19 protein-coding genes and 1 tRNA gene are annotated in these 18783 nt (G+C 66.4%); 7 read left to right on the forward strand and 13 right to left on the reverse strand.

What is annotated here, in order from left to right:
- Nucleotides 1–95 precede the first annotated feature (95 nt).
- Both QNO03_RS06385 and QNO03_RS06390 read left to right on the forward strand, forming a co-directional pair.
- Nucleotides 96–1274, forward strand: a complete 1179-nt coding sequence (locus QNO03_RS06385; protein ID WP_289602567.1) for an amidohydrolase — start codon at nucleotides 96–98, stop codon at nucleotides 1272–1274.
- On the forward strand, nucleotides 1274–1714 hold the full coding sequence (locus QNO03_RS06390) for a hypothetical protein (protein WP_289602568.1): 441 nt from the start codon (nucleotides 1274–1276) through the stop codon (nucleotides 1712–1714). The genes QNO03_RS06385 and QNO03_RS06390 overlap by 1 nt, the downstream gene beginning before the upstream one ends.
- On the opposite strand, the gene QNO03_RS06395 is transcribed toward QNO03_RS06390, so the two are convergent.
- Both QNO03_RS06395 and QNO03_RS06400 read right to left on the reverse strand, forming a co-directional pair.
- Nucleotides 1711–2856 carry a cystathionine gamma-synthase gene (locus QNO03_RS06395; RefSeq protein ID WP_229947175.1) on the reverse strand — a complete coding sequence of 382 codons (1146 nt, stop codon included), beginning with the start codon at nucleotides 2854–2856 and terminating at the stop codon, nucleotides 1711–1713. The genes QNO03_RS06390 and QNO03_RS06395 overlap by 4 nt on opposite strands.
- A 73-nt stretch (nucleotides 2857–2929) precedes the next feature.
- Entirely contained in the window at nucleotides 2930–4309 is a 1380-nt protein-coding gene (locus QNO03_RS06400; protein ID WP_289602570.1) for a cystathionine beta-synthase, read from the reverse strand.
- A gap of 125 nt (nucleotides 4310–4434) precedes the next feature.
- On the opposite strand from QNO03_RS06400, the gene QNO03_RS06405 reads away from it, so the two are divergent.
- Nucleotides 4435–5415: a DNA-3-methyladenine glycosylase family protein gene (locus QNO03_RS06405; protein WP_289602572.1), complete on the forward strand. Its 981-nt coding sequence runs from the start codon at nucleotides 4435–4437 to the stop codon at nucleotides 5413–5415.
- Between the two features lie 22 nt (nucleotides 5416–5437).
- Here the strand turns inward: QNO03_RS06405 and amt are convergent, their stop codons facing one another.
- The 6 genes from amt to QNO03_RS06435 form a co-directional block, all read right to left on the reverse strand.
- Nucleotides 5438–7030: an ammonium transporter gene (gene amt / locus QNO03_RS06410; protein WP_289602574.1), complete on the reverse strand. Its 1593-nt coding sequence runs from the start codon at nucleotides 7028–7030 to the stop codon at nucleotides 5438–5440.
- 328 nt (nucleotides 7031–7358) lie between these two features.
- Complete coding sequence (fdhA, locus tag QNO03_RS06415) at nucleotides 7359–8579, reverse strand: formaldehyde dehydrogenase, glutathione-independent (RefSeq protein ID WP_229947165.1); 1221 nt, start codon at nucleotides 8577–8579, stop codon at nucleotides 7359–7361.
- 225 nt (nucleotides 8580–8804) lie between these two features.
- Nucleotides 8805–9197, reverse strand: a complete 393-nt coding sequence (locus tag QNO03_RS06420; RefSeq protein ID WP_229947163.1) for a thioredoxin family protein — start codon at nucleotides 9195–9197, stop codon at nucleotides 8805–8807.
- Nucleotides 9198–9258: 61 nt separating this feature from the next.
- A complete protein-coding gene (locus QNO03_RS06425) occupies nucleotides 9259–9696 on the reverse strand; it encodes a MarR family winged helix-turn-helix transcriptional regulator (protein WP_289602577.1) in 438 nt (145 codons plus the stop codon).
- Between the two features lie 91 nt (nucleotides 9697–9787).
- Nucleotides 9788–9869: transfer RNA gene (locus tag QNO03_RS06430), tRNA-Tyr, on the reverse strand.
- Between the two features lie 161 nt (nucleotides 9870–10030).
- On the reverse strand, nucleotides 10031–10384 hold the full coding sequence (locus QNO03_RS06435) for a hypothetical protein (RefSeq protein WP_289602578.1): 354 nt from the start codon (nucleotides 10382–10384) through the stop codon (nucleotides 10031–10033).
- Nucleotides 10385–10518: 134 nt separating this feature from the next.
- Between QNO03_RS06435 and QNO03_RS06440 the strand changes: the two genes are divergently transcribed.
- Complete coding sequence (locus QNO03_RS06440) at nucleotides 10519–11010, forward strand: YajQ family cyclic di-GMP-binding protein (protein WP_146360925.1); 492 nt, start codon at nucleotides 10519–10521, stop codon at nucleotides 11008–11010.
- 101 nt (nucleotides 11011–11111) lie between these two features.
- Here the strand turns inward: QNO03_RS06440 and QNO03_RS06445 are convergent, their stop codons facing one another.
- The 3 genes from QNO03_RS06445 to QNO03_RS06455 form a co-directional block, all read right to left on the reverse strand.
- The gene (locus tag QNO03_RS06445) at nucleotides 11112–11786 is read right to left on the reverse strand and encodes a histidine phosphatase family protein (RefSeq protein ID WP_289602580.1); all 675 of its coding nucleotides are present in this window, start codon (nucleotides 11784–11786) and stop codon (nucleotides 11112–11114) included.
- Between the two features lie 36 nt (nucleotides 11787–11822).
- Nucleotides 11823–12695: a zinc metalloprotease HtpX gene (htpX, locus tag QNO03_RS06450; RefSeq protein ID WP_289602582.1), complete on the reverse strand. Its 873-nt coding sequence runs from the start codon at nucleotides 12693–12695 to the stop codon at nucleotides 11823–11825.
- Between the two features lie 128 nt (nucleotides 12696–12823).
- Entirely contained in the window at nucleotides 12824–14095 is a 1272-nt protein-coding gene (locus tag QNO03_RS06455) for an MFS transporter (RefSeq protein ID WP_289602583.1), read from the reverse strand.
- 122 nt (nucleotides 14096–14217) lie between these two features.
- On the opposite strand from QNO03_RS06455, the gene QNO03_RS06460 reads away from it, so the two are divergent.
- Nucleotides 14218–14961: an MBL fold metallo-hydrolase gene (locus QNO03_RS06460; protein ID WP_289602585.1), complete on the forward strand. Its 744-nt coding sequence runs from the start codon at nucleotides 14218–14220 to the stop codon at nucleotides 14959–14961.
- A gap of 79 nt (nucleotides 14962–15040) precedes the next feature.
- On the opposite strand, the gene QNO03_RS06465 is transcribed toward QNO03_RS06460, so the two are convergent.
- Both QNO03_RS06465 and QNO03_RS06470 read right to left on the reverse strand, forming a co-directional pair.
- Nucleotides 15041–15793 carry an esterase/lipase family protein gene (locus QNO03_RS06465; protein ID WP_289602586.1) on the reverse strand — a complete coding sequence of 251 codons (753 nt, stop codon included), beginning with the start codon at nucleotides 15791–15793 and terminating at the stop codon, nucleotides 15041–15043.
- Nucleotides 15790–16521: an alpha/beta fold hydrolase gene (locus QNO03_RS06470; RefSeq protein ID WP_289602588.1), complete on the reverse strand. Its 732-nt coding sequence runs from the start codon at nucleotides 16519–16521 to the stop codon at nucleotides 15790–15792. Before QNO03_RS06470 ends, QNO03_RS06465 begins: the two co-directional genes overlap by 4 nt.
- Nucleotides 16522–16690: 169 nt before the next feature.
- Here QNO03_RS06470 and QNO03_RS06475 point away from each other — a divergent pair, with 169 nt between their 5' ends.
- Together QNO03_RS06475 and QNO03_RS06480 are read left to right on the forward strand one after the other, a co-directional pair.
- Nucleotides 16691–17143 carry a Fur family transcriptional regulator gene (locus tag QNO03_RS06475; protein ID WP_289602589.1) on the forward strand — a complete coding sequence of 151 codons (453 nt, stop codon included), beginning with the start codon at nucleotides 16691–16693 and terminating at the stop codon, nucleotides 17141–17143.
- A 52-nt stretch (nucleotides 17144–17195) separates the two neighbouring features.
- Entirely contained in the window at nucleotides 17196–18686 is a 1491-nt protein-coding gene (locus QNO03_RS06480; RefSeq protein WP_229947141.1) for a catalase, read from the forward strand.
- Nucleotides 18687–18783: the final 97 nt, after the last annotated feature.

Here is an 18783-nt window from a genome sequence, read left to right on the forward strand (position 1 = left end):
GACTTTGGCAAGTCTACCGGCCAGCCTGCCCTGCTCCCCCGCTGGAGGGCAGGCGATAGGCTGGCCGAACCAGATCAGCAAGCGAAAGGTCCTCCATGTCCCCCGCGCTTCGAGCCTTCACCAATGCCCATGTGGTTCCGGTCACGGGCCGGCCCTTCCACGGCACGGTCCTCATTGAAGACGGACGGATCCTGGACCTGGGCCCCGGTGTCGCGGTACCCGGCGGCGCGGAGGTGTTCGATGCCGGTGGCCAGTGGCTGCTGCCCGGGCTGGTGGATGCGCATACCCACCTGGGCGTGCATGAAGAGGGCGAAGGCTGGGCGGGCAACGACTCCAACGAAATGACGGACCCGGTGATGGCAGGCGTCCGGGCGGTGGATGCGGTCAACCCCTTCGACACGGGGTTCGACGACGCCCTGGCCGGCGGCGTGACCACGGTGAACATCAACCCCGGTTCCGGCAATCCCATCGGCGGGCAGGCGGTCGCCCTGCACACCCACGGGCGCTACCTGGAGGAAATGGTGCTGCGCGCACCCAGCGGCCTGAAGTCAGCCCTGGGCGAGAACCCGAAGCGCATCTACAGCGACAAGAAACAGACCCCCTCCACCCGTTTGGGAACCGCCATGGTCATCCGGCAGGCCTTTATGGATGCACAGAACTACCTGGGCAAGGCGGACCCCAACACCCGCGACCCGCACCTGGAAGCACTGGCCATGGTGCTGCGCCGGGAAATCCCGTGGCGCCAGCACGCCCACCGGGCCGACGACATCGGCACGGCCCTGCGGCTCGCGGACGAGTTCGGCTACGACCTGGTGCTGGACCACGGCACCGAGGCGCACCTCCTGGCCGATGTCCTGGCCGAACGGGGCGTACCCGTCCTGATCGGTCCGCTGTTTACCACCCGTTCAAAGGTGGAGCTGCGTGGACGGAGCATGGCCAACCCCGGGAAACTGGCCGCCGCCGGAGTGGAAATCTCCATCATTACCGACCATCCGGTAGTGCCCATCAACTTCCTGATCTACCAGGCGGCGCTCGCCGTCAAGGAGGGGCTTGGCCGCGAAGAGGCGCTGCGTGCCGTGACCATCAACCCCGCCCGTGTGCTGGGCCTTGCGGACCGGCTCGGCTCGCTGGAACCCGGCAAGGACGCGGACCTGGTCCTGTGGAGCGGTGACCCGCTGGACGTGATGCAGCGGGCGCTGAAGGTGTGGATCGGCGGCCGGGAGGTCTACCGCTACGACCTCGAGGCCCGCGAGCAGATGGTGGCACCGCGCTGATGGGTCCCCGTTCCAGCGGCTCCGCACCGGACACTCCCCCGCGCACTCCGCCGCCCGGCATCATCAGGACTGCGGGCGCTGCCTGGCTGGTGGCTGCCGTGTTGGTGGCGACCGCCGGGGTCTCGTTTATCATCTCCGCCCGGACCCAGCACCAGGACAGCAGCGCGCTGACCCTGCTGGGGGTATTGGCCCTGGTGCTGGCAGCTGTGAGCGCCTACAGCGTGGTTCGGCTGCGGTCGGGAAAGCGCAGTGCCCGGGAAACACTGAGCAGCATCGGCGTGATTGCCGGATTCCCGTTCCTCTTCCGCGGCCCGGCGCTGGTGTCCGTGGGCGTGGTACTCCTGGCCTGCACGGCGCTGCTCTGGCTGCCGCAGAGCAACAGGTATTTCCAGCTCCGCGACCCAAAGAAGCGCAGGGCCCGCAGGGGGAACGCGCCCTAGAGCTGTCCGAGCGCGGAGTCGAGGTCAGCGATGAGGTCCTCGATATCCTCCAGCCCCACCGAAAGCCGCAGAAGGTTTTCCGGCACGGCCAGGGCGGTGCCCTTGACGGAGGCGTGCGTCATCTCGGACGGGTAGTTCATCAGCGACTCCACCCCGCCCAGGGACTCGGCCAGCAGGAACAGCCGGGTGGATTCGGCCACCTTCCGCGCCGCAGCCTCGCCGCCCTTGAAGGACACCGAAACCATGCCCCCGAAGTCCTTCATCTGGGCCTTGGCGAGGTCATGGCCGGGATGCTCTTCCAGTCCCGGATACAGCACGTGCTCCACCGCCGGCTGCTCCTTCAGCCACTTCGCCACGGCCATGGCGTTGGCTGAGTGCCGGTCCATCCGCACCGCGAGGGTCTTGAGCCCGCGGGTGGTCAGCCAGGCTTCCATCGGTGCGGATACCGCCCCAACGGCGAACTGGATGAAGCCGATCTCCTCCGCGTTTCCGTCATCATTCAGGATCACGGCGCCGCCCACGGCGTCGGAGTGCCCGCCGATGTACTTGGTGGTCGAATGAACCACGATGTCGGCGCCCAGCGTCAGCGGCTGCTGCAGGTAGGGGGACGCAAAGGTGTTGTCGACCACCAGGAGAGCGCCGGCGTCGTGCGCGGCCTGGGCCGTGGCGGCGATGTCGCTGATCTTCATCATCGGGTTCGACGGCGTTTCCAGCCAGACCATTTTTGTGTTCCCGGCCGCGACTGCGGCTGCCACTGCGTCGGCGTCGGACATGTCCACCGCTGTGTTGGTGATCCCCCATTTGCCCAGGACCTTGTTGATCAGCCGGTAAGTTCCGCCGTAGGCATCATTGCCCAGCACAATGTGGTCCCCCGGGGCCAGCAGCGCCCGGATCAGGGCGTCTTCCGCGGCCAGGCCCGAGCTGAAGGAGAAGGCGTGCCTTCCACCCTCCAGGGCAGCGAGCTGTTCCTGCAGGGAGTCCCGGGTGGGGTTGGTGCCGCGCCCGTACTCATAGCCGTTGCGGAGGCCGCCGATGCCGTCCTGGGCGTAGGTGGTGCTCTGGTACAGGGGCGGAATAACCGCTCCGGTGGTGGGATCGGGGGCCTGGCCCGCATGGATGGCGCGGGTGCTGAAGCTCGTCATGGTGTCCTTCCTTGCGCCGGCGGCAGCCGGCAGGTTGGTACTTCGCGGCGGTTCCGACCCGGGGTTGGCCGGGTCAGAGGCTCAGGTACGAAAGTAGGTCGTGCCGGGTCAGCATGCCAACGGCGCTGCCATCGGACGTAACCATGACGGCGTCGTCCTCCTTCAGCTTCGCGCGGGCGGCTGCCACCGTGTCTCCCGTGCCCACGAACGCCGGGCGCGGGCCCATGTGTTCGCTGATCCGGTCCGTGGGCTTGGCTTCGCCGCGGAACAGTTTCTCCGTCAGCGAGCGCTCGTCCACGGACCCGAGGACTTCGCCCAGGACCACCGGCGGTTCCTGTGAGAGGACGGGCAGGTACGAGACGCCGTATTCGTTGAGGATGGCAATGACGTCCCGCACGGTTTCGTTCGGGTGGGTGTGGACCAGGTCCGGCAGCGACCCGTCCTTGGTGGCCAGGACCTCACGGACGGATGCCTCTTCCCCGCCGTCCTGCAGGAATCCGTAGGAACGCATCCAGTCGTCATTGAAAATCTTGCCCATGTACCCGCGGCCGCTGTCCGGCAGCAGGACCACGACGACGTCGTTGGGCCCCAGCGGGCGTGCAACCTCGAGTGCGGCGGTGACGGCCATCCCCGAGGAGCCGCCCACCAGCAGGCCTTCCTCCCGCGCCAGCCGGCGGGTCATGGCGAAGGACTCGGCGTCCTTCACCGCAATCACCTCATCCGGCACGGACCGGTCATAGTTGTCCGGCCACATGTCCTCACCGACGCCTTCAACGAAGTAGGGGCGTCCCGTGCCGCCCGAGTACACCGACCCGTCAGGATCGGCGGCGATGACGCGGACCGGTCCCGAAGCACGGTCGGCGGAGACCTGCTTGAGGTAGCGTCCGGTGCCGGTGATGGTGCCGCCCGTCCCTGCACCGGCCACGAAGTGTGTGACCCGCCCGTCGGTATCGGCCCAGATTTCCGGTCCGGTGGATTCGAAGTGGCTGGCCGGTGCCGACGGATTGGAGAACTGGTCCGGCTTGTACGCTCCGTCGATCTCGCGCACCAGCCGGTCGGAGACACCGTAATAGGAGTCGGGACTTTCCGGGGCCACCGCCGTCGGCGTCACCACCACCTCGGCACCGTAGGCCCGCAGGACATCCCGCTTTTCCACGCCCACCTTGTCCGGCGTAACGAAGATGCATTTATAGCCCTTCTGCTGGGCCACCAGCGCCAGCCCGACGCCGGTGTTTCCGCTGGTGGGCTCAACCACCGTGCCGCCGGGCTTCAGCTTTCCGTCCCGCTCGGCCGCTTCAATCATCTTCACGGCAATGCGGTCCTTCACGGACCCGCCCGGGTTCAGGTACTCCAGCTTCACCAGGACGGTCGCACGGATTCCCTCGGTCACATGGTGGAGCTTCACCAAGGGAGTGTTGCCGATCAGGTCCAGGACAGTATTGGCATACTTCATGTGACCCACGTTACTTTGTTGTCCCGCAGGGAACAGCGGGACCGGAACACGCCGTAGCAAAAGCCACACTCCTGCCGGGTTCTGCTGCGGACAGGAGTGGGGGTGCTGCGTGCGACCATGGTTGCATGTCCTTCACTGCCGCTGTTCCAACGCTGCAGCAGACTCCCTCGGGTCCGGTGCGTTATTGGGATTCGCCCGCTCCGTACTGCCTGCAGACGTCCCTGCGGATCCTGGTCCGGGGTAAGCAGGATCCCACCATCCGGTTGGGTCCCGGGGTGGCCTGGCTGGCCTTCCTCACCCCGGAGGGCCCCGCCACCCTGAACCTGCGCGAGGAACGCGTGCCCGCACCCGGGGCACGGGTCCGGGCCCAGGCCTGGGGGCCGGGCGCGGAGTGCGCGTTGGCGTCAGTGCCTGCCCTGCTCGGCGAAGGGGATGACTGGTCCGGTTTCGACGACGACGCCTTCCTCGCCACGCTGCCCCGGATGGTTACCGAAACCCGGCGCCGGAACCTCTCCCTGCGCCTGCCCAGTACGGGCCGGATCATGGACACCCTGATCCCCGTGGTGCTGGAGCAGAAGGTGACCGTATTGGAGGCCTATTACGCCTGGCGCTACCTGGTGACCCGGTACGGGATCGATGCTCCGGGTCCGGCCCCCGCAGGGATGAAGGCCTCCCCTGCACCGGAAACCTGGTGGCGGATCCCCAGCTGGGACTGGCACCAGGCACGGGTGGACTTCTCCCGCTCCAGCACCATCCTGCGGGCCTGCTCGCAGGCGTCTTCGCTCCAGCGGCTCGCCGACGCTCCCCTGGGGAAGGACCTAACCGCCAAGCTGTGTTCGGTTCCCGGGATCGGCGTCTGGAGCGCAGCGGAAATCACCCAGCGGACGCACGGCGCCCCGGATTCCGTGTCCGTGGGCGATTTCCATCTGGCCGCCTATGTGGGCGCCGCACTCACGGGCCGGCGCACCGACGACGCCGGCATGCTGAAGCTTCTGGAGCCCTGGCGGGGCCACCGTCAGCGGGTCGTGCGGATGATCATGCTCAGCGGCTACCGCAAACCCACCTTCGGACCCAAGCTCGCCCCGATGGACCACCGCCGGCGTTGAGGCAGCGGAGCGGTCGGGTCACTCAATGCGGCAGGATCGCGAGCCGGTAGATCGATTCCGGCTCCGCGCCGAAGCGCTTGAGGACCGCCACCACTGCTTCCTCATGCTCTTCGTCGACCGCGGCCTTCACCCGCAGCCGGTCATGGAAATCGATCCGCCTCTCTTGGCTGCGGAAAGCCTCGGTCCGGATTTTGCCGGTGTAGACAGCGGCATCGGACAGCTCCAGGGAACGGGCACCCGCCATCAGTAGGGCATCCCGGAGTCCATCGACCCGTTCGGTAGAGACCACGGCGCTGACGAGGTGGCTGGGGGCGGAGCGCCTCGGGTCGGCGGTGATGCTGCCGTTCACTGCTCCCCTGCCTGCTGCAGTGGGCCGGGCCGTGACGCCGCTGAGCGAGTAGCCCGAAGAGTCCTGCTGGACGCGGTCCAGGTCCTCCTGTTCCGGCCCGGGCTCACGCAGTCCGATGGTGCGGGAAATAAGCGAGGCAATAATCCAGCTCAGCACAAAGGAGAAGAGCACTACGCTGACGACTGCGACCGTCTGGTGCCACAGCAGGAGACCTCCTCCGCCGGAGAAAACGCCGTCATCGCTGACCGGGTTCACTGCACTGTCGGCGAAAAAGCCCAGCAGCAGGGTACCCAGCACGCCGCCTACAAAATGGATGGCAATCACGTCCAGGGCGTCGTCGTACTTCAGGAGGTGCTTGAGCCGGACGGCCAGGGCGCACAGGCATCCGGCAATCAGTCCGATCAGCAGGGCCGAGCCGGTTCCGACAAAACCGGCACAGGGGGTAATGGTGGCCAGACCGGCGACTGCGCCGGAGACGGCACCCACCAAGGTGCAGTGCCCGCTGCCAACCCGTTCCACGAGCAGCCAGGTAAGCATGGCGGCTGCCCCGGCCGCGTGGGTGTTGATCAGGGCCTGCGCTGCAATGTCGTTGGCTTCCAGTCCGTCCCCGGCGTTGAATCCGAACCAGCCGAACCAGAGGATGCCTGCACCCACCAGCATCAGGGGGAGGTTGTTCGGCGAGGTCCGCAGGTTCGGCCAGCCGCGCCGCCTGCCAATCACCAGGAGAACTGCGGCGGCGGCGGCACCGGCGGAAGTATGCACCACCATGCCTCCGGCCCAGTCCTGGGCCCCAAGCTGGAACAGCCATCCCTGGGGATGCCAGAGCCAGCGGGCAATCTGCGGGTACACCAGGACCGAGAACGCAGCGAGGAAAACCACCCAGCCGGCAAACCGGAGCCTGCCTGCGGTGGCCCCGGTAAGCAGGGCTGGAGTGATTACCGCGAACATCATCTGGTAGGCCACAAAAGCGAGCGCGGGTATGGTGACGCCTGCCGCGACGGTGTGGAACTGCGGGGCGTCGAGATCCAGGAGCGCCACGGCATCAAACTCGCCGAGCACGGAGTTGCCCTTATTGCTGAAGGCCAAGGTGTATCCGACCAGGATCCAGGTCAGGGAAATGACACCGAGCGGAATGATGTTCTGCAGCATCATGGTCAGGACATTGCGGACCGGCACCATCCCGCCGTAGAAGAGGGCCAGGCCCGGAGTCATGAAGAGCACCAACCCGGCACAGGTCAGCACCCATGCGGTGTCCGCCGCGTTCATGCCGGGCACCGCAGGGGCCAGGGCCTACTGGTGGTGGGCCTCCCCGTACCGGGCGTACCCGGCCCGGATCTTCCGGTGCTGCTCGTCCCGTTGCTACCGCACATGGAGTCCCGCTTCCAACCCGCTTGCCGTTCATGGGCGTTCGGACTGCTGGGCCCCGGAACCGGTGGCCGGGGGGCCCAGGACCAGTCGAGTTTACCGCCAGGCCACGCGGCACCAGAAGGGAACGGGCACACACAGAAGCAGACAGGGCCGGTTCGGTTCCGGTCCTGCCTGCTTCTGTCCGTGCTCCCGTTACCGGGGCTGGTCTTACCGGGACGCTGGAGCCTTAGTGCGAACCGACCATGCCGTTCGGGTCAATGACGTATTTCTTCGCCACGCCCGAATCAAACTCGCGGTAGGCCTCCGGTGCCTGGTCCAGGCTGATCGGGGTGGCGCTCACGGCCTTGGCAATCTGCACCTTGTCATGCAGGATCGCCATCATCAGTTCCCGGTTGTACTTCATCACGGGACACTGTCCGGTGGTGAAGGACAGCGACTTGGCCCAGCCCGCACCCAGATTGAGACTCAGCGACCCCTTCTGGGCCGCCTCATCGACGCCGCCCGGGTCCCCGGTGACGTACAGCCCGGGAATGCCCAGCGCTCCACCTGCCGCTGTGATGTCCATCAGCGAGTTCAAAACCGTCGCCGGAGCCTCACTGCTGGAGCCTGCACCGTGGCCGCGGGCCTCGAACCCCACGGCGTCGACGCCGCAGTCCACTTCCGGCACCCCCAGGATCATCTCGATCTGGTCCCGTGGATCCCCCAGCGACACGTCCACTGTTTCGCAGCCGAAACTGCGGGCCTGGGCCAGGCGCTCCTCGTTCAGGTCGCCCACAATCACGGCAGCCGCACCGAGCAGCTGTGCCGACACCGCTGCGGCCAGGCCCACGGGACCTGCACCGGCAATGTAGACGGTGGACCCCACCCCCACGCCTGCCGTAACTGCGCCGTGATAGCCGGTGGGGAAGATATCCGAGAGCATGGTCAGGTCCAGGATCTTCTCCATGGCCTGGTCCTTGTCCGGGAACTTCAGGAGGTTCCAGTCCGCGTAAGGCACCAGCGCGTACTCGGCCTGCCCTCCGACCCAGCCGCCCATGTCCACGTATCCGTAGGCGCTTCCGGGCCGGTCCGGGTTGACATTCAGGCAGATTCCGGTCTTACGTTCCTTGCAGTTCCGGCACCGGCCGCAGGAGATATTAAACGGCACCGACACCAGGTCGCCCACGTTGATGTACTCCACGTCGGGTCCGGTTTCCACGACTTCCCCGGTGATCTCATGACCCAGGATCAGGTTTGGCGGCGCCGTCGTGCGGCCCCGGACCATGTGCTGGTCGGATCCGCAGATGTTTGTGGTGACCACCTTCAGGATGGCCGCGTGCGGAAGTTTGCGGCCGATGTTGGCAGGATTCACCCCCGGCCCGTCCTGCAGCTCGAAGGACGGGTAATCAATGTCCTGGACTTCCACTACACCCGGTTCAAGATAGGCAATTCCTCGGTTGGAACTCATGTCTTCCTCGCTGTCGTCTCGTCGTCGTTGACGTCCGCGCTCTGTGCGTTCCCCCATGCGGTGCGCCCTATGGGAGCGAGGTTACAACGGGGGCTGTGGCTGCGGTAGACGGTAATACTCCCGGATCCACAGCAGATCCGGAGAGGGTGTGTGGTTCCCGCTTAACGCACTCAGGGAGGTGTGGAACACACCTCCCTGAGAGCAAAACTATGGAGCCGGGTGCGGCTAGCCCTGGCCGTTGGAGCCGGCTGCTCCCTCGCGTTCCTGCGCTGCGATCTGCTCGTGGACCGCCTTCATGTCCAGGCCCTTGACCGCTTCCACCAGTTCGCTGAACTGGCTGGCGTTCAGGGCGCCGGGCTGGGAGAACACCAGAACCTTTTCCCGGAAGGCCATGAGGGTGGGAATGGAGGTGATGGCGGCGGCAGCTGCCAGACTCTGCTCGGCCTCGGTGTCCACCTTGCCAAAGATGATGTCGTCGTGCTGCTGGGAAACGGATTCATATACGGGAGCAAACTGCTTGCAGGGTCCGCACCAGTCCGCCCAGAAGTCGACGAAGACTATGTCGTTTTCCTCGATGGTCTCGGGGAACGTTGCTTCGGTGATGTCGATAGTAGCCATGGTCCAACGCTAGCGGTGCCGGCGTGCATTGTCTGCAACTGTTCGCTGACCGTGAAGCGGCTCAGGCCCCGGGCAGTTTCGTCAGGCGGCGGATCACCGGCAGCGCCGCCGAAAGGGACGCGCGTTCCTCGCTGCTCAGCTGCTCCAGCAGGGCGGCCATCAGCGCGGTCCTGCTCTCATTGGCTTCCTGCAGCGCCCGTGTCCCCTGCGGGGTGAGCGTGACCCGTACACCCCGGGAATCGTGCGGATCTGGACTGCGCAGCAGCAGGCCCGCGCCTTCAAGACGGATGATCTGCTCGGTGGCGCTGGGCACCTTCACGCCCAGGTTCCGCGCAATCCCACTGACGCGCATGCCTTCACCGGCGGCCATCTTCATGATGCTCACCTGCGTGGCGCTGAGATCGGTATCCGCATCCATGTTGCGGGCAATGTACAGGGCCAGCCGGAGGGACTCGCGGAATTCCTCGGCGAGGTCGTCCAGTGCGGGATCGGTACTCATGGTTAGGAAGCCTAATATCTAGTGGGGCTGGGCACAAGGGTCCGGGAACCTGAAAAACCCGCCCTCACCTAAGTGAGGACGGGTTTGTCGGTGGCAGATACTGGATTCGAACCAGTGAAGGCGTTGCCAGCTGATTTACAGTCAGCCCCCTTTGGCCGCTCGGGTAATCTGCCGAGTGTCTTCAAGTGAAGACCTTGTCCGCAGCAGCTGCGGACAAGACAACTTTACCGAAGATTCTCCCAAGTTACGAATCGGGACCCAGATGCCTGCCGGCAGGCTTTTTTCACGGCCCTCCCGGAGCCGCCACCGCGGCTTTCCTTACCTGCCGCCGGCGCTACAGGCCCCGCGCCATCCGGTCCTGGAGCTGTGCATAGAACCGGTCCGCCTGGGCCTGGGTCACCGACCCCCACTTCACCGCATTGACGAGGTCCGCGTGGATCCCTGCCAGGCGCTTCCGCATGCCTTCCGTCCGGTCCGCCTCGACGGGCGACGCCGGAGAGCAGTCCACAGTGGAAGAGACCGGTGTGATCGCGGCCCTGGCCGGAGCAGCACCAAGGACACCCATGCCTGCCGCCGAGGCAGCTGCCAGGAAGGAACCGGCTGCTGCGGTGCGGATCCGGACGGCAGCGGGACGGCGGAGGGAGGGGCGGGAAGCAGGGCTGGAAGCATGAGGGTGAGTGTTTTCCACCCCCTCACCTTTCCCCGCCCCGATGGGACGACGCCGTGTGTTGGCTGTGCGGCCGCTGGGAGTGGGGAGCCATCGGGGCGCAGACCTACTACGCTAAGTAGCAGGAAAAGTCATCAACTTAGAGGAGTTCCGAAATGGCCAGCGAGTCCACGTTCGACGTCGTCAGCAAGATCGATAAGCAGGAAGTGGCCAACGCGCTGAACCAGGCGCAGAAGGAAATCGTCCAGCGCTACGACTTCAAGGGCGTAGGCGCCGAGGTGGACTTCAGCGGCGAGAAGATCCTTATGAAGGCCAACTCCGAGGACCGGGTAAAGGCCGTGCTGGACGTCCTGCAGTCCAAGCTGGTCAAGCGCGGCATCTCCCTGAAGTCCCTGGACGCCGGGGAGCCGTTCGCCTCCGGCAAGGAATACCGGATTGAAGCCTCCATGAAGGAGGGCATCGCCCAGGACCAGGCGAAGAAGATCAACAAGCTGATCCGCGACGAAGGCCCCAAGGGTGTGAAGTCCCAGATCCAGGGCGACGAGCTGCGGGTCAGCTCCAAGTCCCGCGATGACCTGCAGGCCACCATGGCCCTGCTCAAGGGCGCCGACCTCGAAGTGGATCTGCAGTTCATCAACTTCCGCTAGGACTTTCCGGAGCACTTGCGGCGGCGCCTTTCCCCCAGTGGGAAAGGCGCCGTTTGTGCGTTCACTGTGTTTTCTCTGCGGGCCGGGGCTTGCTGCCGCAGCTAAAGCGCGACGTCGGCAGCCGGGCCGTCGTCGCCCTCATCCTTCAACTCGTCCCCACCTATTGCCTCACCCATCCACGTCAGCAGCTGCCACGGGCCGAGTCCACCGCCGGGCAGATCTTCCGCCTCCATTACGGCAACACCGGTGTTGCTGAGCGCGTTTGCCACGATAAAGTCTGCTCCCACGTTCGCGGCACGCGCGGTGGCCCAGGCCCGGATCATCGCCCCGTGGCTGAAGACCGCCGGGGACTTCAATCCCGCGGCGGCGAGTTCCCCGACCACCGCGTCAAAGCGGCCCAGTGTCTCTCCACCGTCCGGCCCACCGGGCATCCGGGCGGCGGTGTCGCCGGAGACCCAGCGGTAGACGGTCTTCAGGTAGGCAATGATTGCCTCCCGGTCGTTGCGCATTTCCAGCTCGCCGGCGGAAACCTCCCGCAGCCCGTCCCGGATTTCGACAGGGAGCCCCAGGGCTGCCGCCAGGGGTGCGGCGGTGAGCTGGGTGCGGACCAGGTTGGAGGCGAAAATACCGTCGATCGGCTCATGCCCGAGGGCTTCGGGCAGGGCCGCCGCCTGCTCCAGGCCCAGCTCCGTCAATCCGGGGCCGGGGACAGCGGTGTCCAGGTAATGCTCCACATTCGAGGGGGTCTGCCCGTGGCGGATGAGTATCAGGCGCATGCTCGAAGCCTACTTCTTCACCGGGAGATGGTTCGGCTACGCACCCAGGGTCCGGCCGGCCATGCGTTCCAGCCGCTGGATGCGGTCGTCCATCGGCGGATGGGTGGCCAGCAGGCCCCGCACGCCGGCGCGGAACGGATTGGCAATCATCAGGTGCGACGTATTGGCCAGCTTCTGGTCATTGCTCGGAAGCGGAGCCCGCTGAGTTCCGGCTTCGAGCTTGCGCAGGGCCGAGGCGAGCGCCAGCGGATCGTCCGTGAGCCTGGCGCCGTCTTCGTCCGCGTCGTATTCGCGGGTCCGGCCGATGGCCATCTGGATCAGCGAGGCGGCCAGCGGCGCCAGGACCGCCATGGCGATCATGGCCAGCGGGTTGGCGTTGCGGCGGTCGCCGCCGCCGAAGAAGAGCAGGAACTGTCCCAGCGAGGTGATCACTCCGGCGATGGCCGCCGCCACCGAGGAGGTCAGGATGTCGCGGTTGTACACGTGCATCAGCTCATGGCCGAGCACACCGCGGAGTTCACGTTCGTTCAGGAGGGCCAGGATGCCCTGCGTGCAGCACACGGCAGCATTCTGCGGGTTGCGTCCGGTGGCGAAGGCGTTAGGTGCCATGGTCGGGGAAACATAGAGGCGTGGCATCGGCTCGCCTGCCTTGGAGGAAAGCTCGCGGACAATCCGGTACATTTCCGGTGCCTGGGCCTCGGTGACCGGCACTGCACGCATCGCCCGGATGGCCAGCTTGTCACTGTTCCAGTAGCTGTAGGCGGTGGTTGCCAGGCCGATGACGAGGAAGACCCAGATGAACGTGGGGCTTCCGGTTCCGCTGGAGAGCAGCGCCCCGATTCCCAGCAGCACTGCGAAAAGCACGCCGAACAGGGCTGCGGTCTTGAGTCCGTTGAAATGTCGGTGCACGGGTACTTTGTCCTTCTACTTGGTCCTTTGCGCAGGCCGCACCGGCCTGCGCCGCATCCATGAAGTAAAGCTGATCCAAATAGTTCAACGTTTAACCAGGCGGGACTGTTCCTGCCTGTGGCGGACGCTCAGGGCTCGGGATTCTGGGCGTCGTACCGGGCGAACCGCGGCTGCATGCGCGCCAGCACGGCCACCAGGGCAAGGCAGATCAGCCCTCCGAGTACCGCTGCCCAGCCCTCGCCCACGAAGGATGCATCCACGCCCGCCACCAGGTCCCCGAGCCGCGGACCGCCGGCCACAACCACCACAAACACCCCCTGCAGCCTGCCGCGCATCGCGTCGGGGGTGGCGGACTGCAGGATGGTGGACCGGAAGACGCCGCTGATGGAATCGGCAATCCCGGCGCAGGCCATCGCCGCAGCCGCGGGGATGAGCCACCGGGACGGGACCGCGCCGTCGTTGGAGCCGGCCAGCACCACTACGACGCCGAAGGCCGTCACCGACAGGCCCCAGGCCGCTACCGACCACAGCACCGCCAGGCCCTGCCGTCGGACCAGCCCGAGCGGACCGGAGAACAGGCCGGCGAGGAAGGCGCCCACGGCCGTGGCGGCCAGCAGCACCCCCACCGTGGTGGCACCGCCGCCGAGCATCAGGGCTCCGATGGCCGGCAGCAGGGCACGGGGCTGGGCGAAGACCATGGCGCACAGGTCCACCACGAAGGTCATACGGATATTGGGCCTGGTGCCCAGAAAGCGGAACCCTTCCAGCACCGAGCCCAGCCCGGCCTTCTGCACCTTGCCGACCGGCGGCATCGGAGCCAGCCGGTACAGCGCCCACATGGCTGCGGTGAAGGTGACGACGTCGATCGTATAGGTCCAGCCGTAGCCGACGCGGGCCACGAGCACTCCCGCCAGCAGCGGACCGGCGGTCATCGCCAGGCCGAAGGTCATCATGCTCAGCGCATTGGCTGCGGGCAGCAGTTCCGGACGGACCAGGCGGGGAATGATGGCGCTGCGGGCCGGCTGGTTCAGTCCGCCCGCACCCGCATTGACGGCCACGAGGAAGTACAGCAGCCAGACGTTTCCCACTCCTGCCCAGGCCTGGGCAGCTATGCCGATGGTGCTGAGCCACAGCAGCCCCGAGGAAAGCAGTGCGACTTTACGCCGGTCATAGGCGTCCACCACCGAGCCGCCGTAGAGTCCCGCCAGGATCAGCGGCACCAGGCCCACCAGTCCCAGCAGCCCTACGTTGAAACTCGATTCGGTCAGTTCGTACACCTCAAGGCTTACCGCCACGAGGGTGAGTTGGGTGCCGACGGCGGACAGCGCGGTTCCGGTCCAGAGGCGGCGGAATTCCGGGCTTTCACGCAGGGGTGTGAGGTCAGCGAGCAGTCTTGGCACCAGAGCAGTCTAGGGTCCCGGCGGCCCCGATCCGGCGCAGTACACGCGCACCGCAATAGGAAGCATGCTTAGGATGGGGGGGAACCGATGCAGCCGCCGTTCCCGCCGAAGGAGTAACCACCGTGTTTACCCGCAATGTTGCCGATGGAATCCACCGCATCGAGCATGCCCACGTCAATGTCTACCTGGTTGAGGACGACGACGGCGTGGCGGTGATCGACGCCGGCCTGCCGGGAATGTGGCCGCACCTGACCGGGGCCCTGGACGAACTGGGCTACGGTGCCGGCGCTGTCCGCGCCCTGGTGCTGACACACGCGCATTTCGACCACGTGGGCACCGCGGCCCGGCTCCGGCAGGAATACCGCACGCCCATCCTGGTGCATGACGCCGACCGGTACATTGCCGCCCATCCCTACCGCTACCGGCATGAGACCAACCGGTTCCTGTATCCCCTGCGCTACCCCAAGGCCGTCCCCATCCTGGGCGCGATGACCCTTGCCGGAGCATTGAACGTGCGCGGGGTGACCGACGTGCACAGCCTGACCCCGGACTCCGGCGACACCCTGCCCGGCAGGCCACGGGTTCTGTATACGCCCGGGCATACAGCCGGACACATAGCCCTGCACTATCCGGACCGCGGCGTCCTGATCAGCGGCGATTCCCTGGTCACCCTTGACCCCTACACCGGATCCAAAGGACCCCAGATCGTGTCCGGTGCGGCAACTGCGGACAGTGCCCAGGCGCTCGAGTCACTGGCATTGCTGGCCGAGGCCGATGCACCGCTGCTGCTCACCGGCCACGGCGAGCCGTGGCGGGACGGTTCGGCGGCGGCAGTGGAGCAGGCGCTGGCCCGCGGCGCGTCCTAGCCCGGCGCACCGAGGCTGCGCCGGGCTAGGCTCCGCCCGGCCCGGCGCAGGGGTTAGACAGACCCGCCCGGCGCAGGGGTTACGCGGACCCGCCGCCGTCCGTGCCGGCGTCGTCGAGTTCCTGCTCCAGCACGTCGAGCAAACGGGAATCCCCGATGGGCCGGAAATGGCCCATGGACTCCAGCTGGACGTTCCGCGCACCGGCCAGGTGGCTGCCCGCGGGGATATGCGGATCGAAGCTGCTGTAGACAGAGGTAATCCGGGCGTTCACGTCCTCGTTGCGCAGCAGTCGCTGCAGGAACGCATCCCGGGGCGAGAAGGCGCGGATCGATGCCAGCGGAAACAGGTTGGCGTACACGGAGCCGGAGAAGGGCGTGTTCACGGCAATCATGCGCGCCACCCGCGCTCCGCCGTCGGGCAGGGTCATCAGGTGCTTGCCGATCAGCCCGCCCTTGCTGTGCGCCAGGACCAGGACGTCCTGCAGGTCCTGGTCCACCAGGTAGCGTTCCACCAGCTCGGCCATCCGCTCAATGGCGCCGCGGTTGTAGCCCAGCGGCGCCACGGTGTGCACCGGATGGCCTCGATCGTAGAGGTAGTCGGCCAGCGGGCGCAGGAACTGCCAGTTCTCGTAGACGCCGGGGATCAGCACCACCGGAGCCCGCACCTCGCCCTCCGGATGCAGGTACGCCGCAGGGTCGCGGCGGAAGAGGAGGCCGTGGACCTGCCAGTAGGCCACGTAGAAGTAGTCCGAGGCCCAGCCCCGCGCCTGGCGCGCCCAGCGGAAGATCCGTCCCTGCCGGCGCGGGCGGACACCCGGGCGGAGCGTGCTCACCGTACCGCTGCTGCGGAACGCATCAGTTCGGCCGTCTCCTTTGGCCGGGTGTACATCATCACGTGCGGCTGGCCGGGGATTTCCGCGGTTACGGCACCGGGGCGGGCAGCGGCAAGCCGGGCCACCCAGTCGGCGCGCACCACGGGATCCTTGCCGCCGCGCACCAGCAGGACCGGCGGCTTCACCCCGCCGATCCGTTCCTCCATCCGGTGCCGGATCATCACGGGCAGCGTGGACAGGTACCAGCGTGGACCCGCACGCAGATAATCCGTGATCAGCAGGTAGTTGACCGCCGGGGGTTCGACCAGGCAGTCCTGCATCAGCCGCAGCGCCTGCAGCGGAGCCGAGCGCTCGGCGTCGTTGATGGTTGGTCCCAGCAGGACCACCGAGGAAGCGGCCTCCGGGGCGGCGAGCGCCATTTCCACCACTACCTGGCAGCCCATGGAATGACCCACCCACTGCGCACCGTTGATGCCCGCGGCATCGAGTGCCTGCACGGCAATGCGCCCAAAGTCTTCCATCTGCAGCTGCCTGCGCGGTTTGGGAGTCGAGCCGAAGCCCGGCAGTTCCAGCGTGTGCACGGTGGACGTGCGCGCCAGTTCCCAGATCAACGGTCCGTAGTACCGCTCCGAAGCTCCGATCCCGTGCACCAGGACCACCTCGCTGCGGGTCTGCGGCCACTCCGGCGTTCCGGCGTCGTCAAAGCGCCGGTAGGTACGGATATCCACGTGTGTCTCCCCTACCGCCACGCGCTGGTATCCGGTTCGAACTTCTGCTGCCGGCACTATGCCTCCGCTTGATGTTCCGTTGAATCAATCTCCGCCCAGCGTACCGGGACCGTGGCAGGTAAGGCGATCCTTATTATGAGTAACTCAAAATAAGGCTAGGATGATGAGCATGACCGAAACCGCAGCAGCAGAGGAGGCCACCGCCAGGTGGTCGGACGAGCTGCGCGCCCACGGCCGCCGCGTCACCAAGCAGCGCCTCGCCGTACTCCGTGCCGTCGACGCTGCACCGCACTCGGTGGCGGACGACGTCGTCGTCGGTGTCCGTAGGGAGCTTCCGGACATTTCACTGCAGTCCATCTATGTGGTCCTCGCGGATCTCACTGAGACCGGCCTGCTGCGGAAAATCGAAACCCCGGATTCCCCGGCCCGGTACGAGACCCGCGTGAATGACAACCACCACCACGCGATCTGCACCGGCTGCGGCCGGATCGAGGACGTGGACTGCGCCGTCGGCCACGCCCCCTGCCTGACCCCCGGAAATACCCACGGCATGACCATCCAGATTGCGGATGTTCTCTACCGCGGGCTCTGCACCGACTGCGCCGCCGCAGCCGCGTCCTAGCCCACCCTGATCCCCCTTCACCTTTTTTGCCAGCACCAGAGAAAGAACAAGTATGTCTAACTTCACCACCACGCAGACCGGCACCCCGGTTTCCAGCGACGCACACTCGCTGAGCACCGGCGCCGACGGCGCCGTTGCCCTTCACGACCGTTACCTGGTCGAGAAGCTGGCCCAGTTCAACCGGGAGCGCATGCCGGAACGCATCGTGCACGCCAAGGGCGGCGGCGCATTCGGTGAGTTCGTAGTCACTGAGGATGTCTCCAAGTACACCCGTGCCGCTGTTTTCCAGCCGGGCACCGTGACCGAGACCGTCCAGCGGTTCTCCTCCGTCGCCGGCGAAATGGGTTCCCCCGACACCTGGCGCGACGTACGCGGCTTCGCGATGCGTTTCTACAGCACCGAGGGCAACTACGACATCGTCGGCAACAACACTCCGGTGTTCTTCATCCGCGACGGCATCAAGTTCCCGGACTTCATCCACTCGCAGAAGCGCCTCCCGGGTTCCGGCCTGCGTGACGCCGATATGCAGTGGGACTTCTGGACCAACTCCCCCGAGTCCGCGCACCAGGTCACCTACCTGATGGGTGACCGCGGCCTGCCGACGTCGTGGCGTGAAATGCCCGGCTTCGGCTCGCACACGTACCAGTGGATCAACGCTGCCGGCGAGCGCTTCTGGGTGAAGTACCACTTCACGTCCAACCAGGGCAACCATGAAATCACCGGTGCCGAGGCTGAAAAGATTGCCGGCGCCGACGCCGACTACTACCGCCGCGACCTGTACGAGGCCATCGAGGCCGGCAACTTCCCGTCCTGGGACCTGCACGTGCAGGTTATGCCGTACGAAGATGCCAAGACCTACCGGTTCAACCCGTTCGACCTGACGAAGGTCTGGCCGCACGCGGACTACCCGCTGATCAAGGTGGGTACCCACACCCTGAACCGCAACCCGGAGAACTTCTTCGCGCAGATCGAGCAGGTTGCCCTGTCCCCCGCGAACCTGGTTCCCGGCATCGATGCCAGCCCGGACAAGATGCTGATGGCCCGCATCTTCTCCTACCCGGATGCCCAGCGTTACCGCATCGGCGCCAACTACAACCAGCTGCCGGTCAACGCACCGAAGGCACCGGTCAACAACTACTCGCAGGACGGCGCCATGCGCTTCTCCTACAACTCCCCGGAGACCCCGGTCTACGCACCGAACACGCTGGGCGGCCCCGCGGCCGACGCAGCGCTTGCCGGTGCGGGCAGCTGGGAGAACGACGGCGCCCTGGTGCGTTCCGCCGCGACCCTGCACTCCGAGGACAGCGACTTCGGCCAGGCCGGCACGCTGTACCGCGAGGTTTACGATGACGCCGCTAAGCAGCGTTTCCTGGAAACCATCACCGGTGCCATCTCCGGCGTGAAGCGTCCGCACATCCGCGAAGCTGCGATCCAGTACTGGACCAACGTTGACGCGGTCCTGGGCGAGAAGCTGCGCCTCTCCCTGGCACAGGGCGAGACCACGGCCAACGAAAAGGCCGAGTTCGTGGGCGTTGCCGAGTAACTTCAGCACCCTTTAGACACAGCAGCGGCCGGTCCCTTCGGGGGCCGGCCGCTGTTGCGTTTCGGGAAGTTCTGCTGCTGGTTTGGGAAACTGTTGC

Source organism: Arthrobacter sp. zg-Y877 (assembly GCF_030373105.1).
Taxonomy (GTDB): Bacteria; Actinomycetota; Actinomycetes; order Actinomycetales; family Micrococcaceae; genus Arthrobacter_B.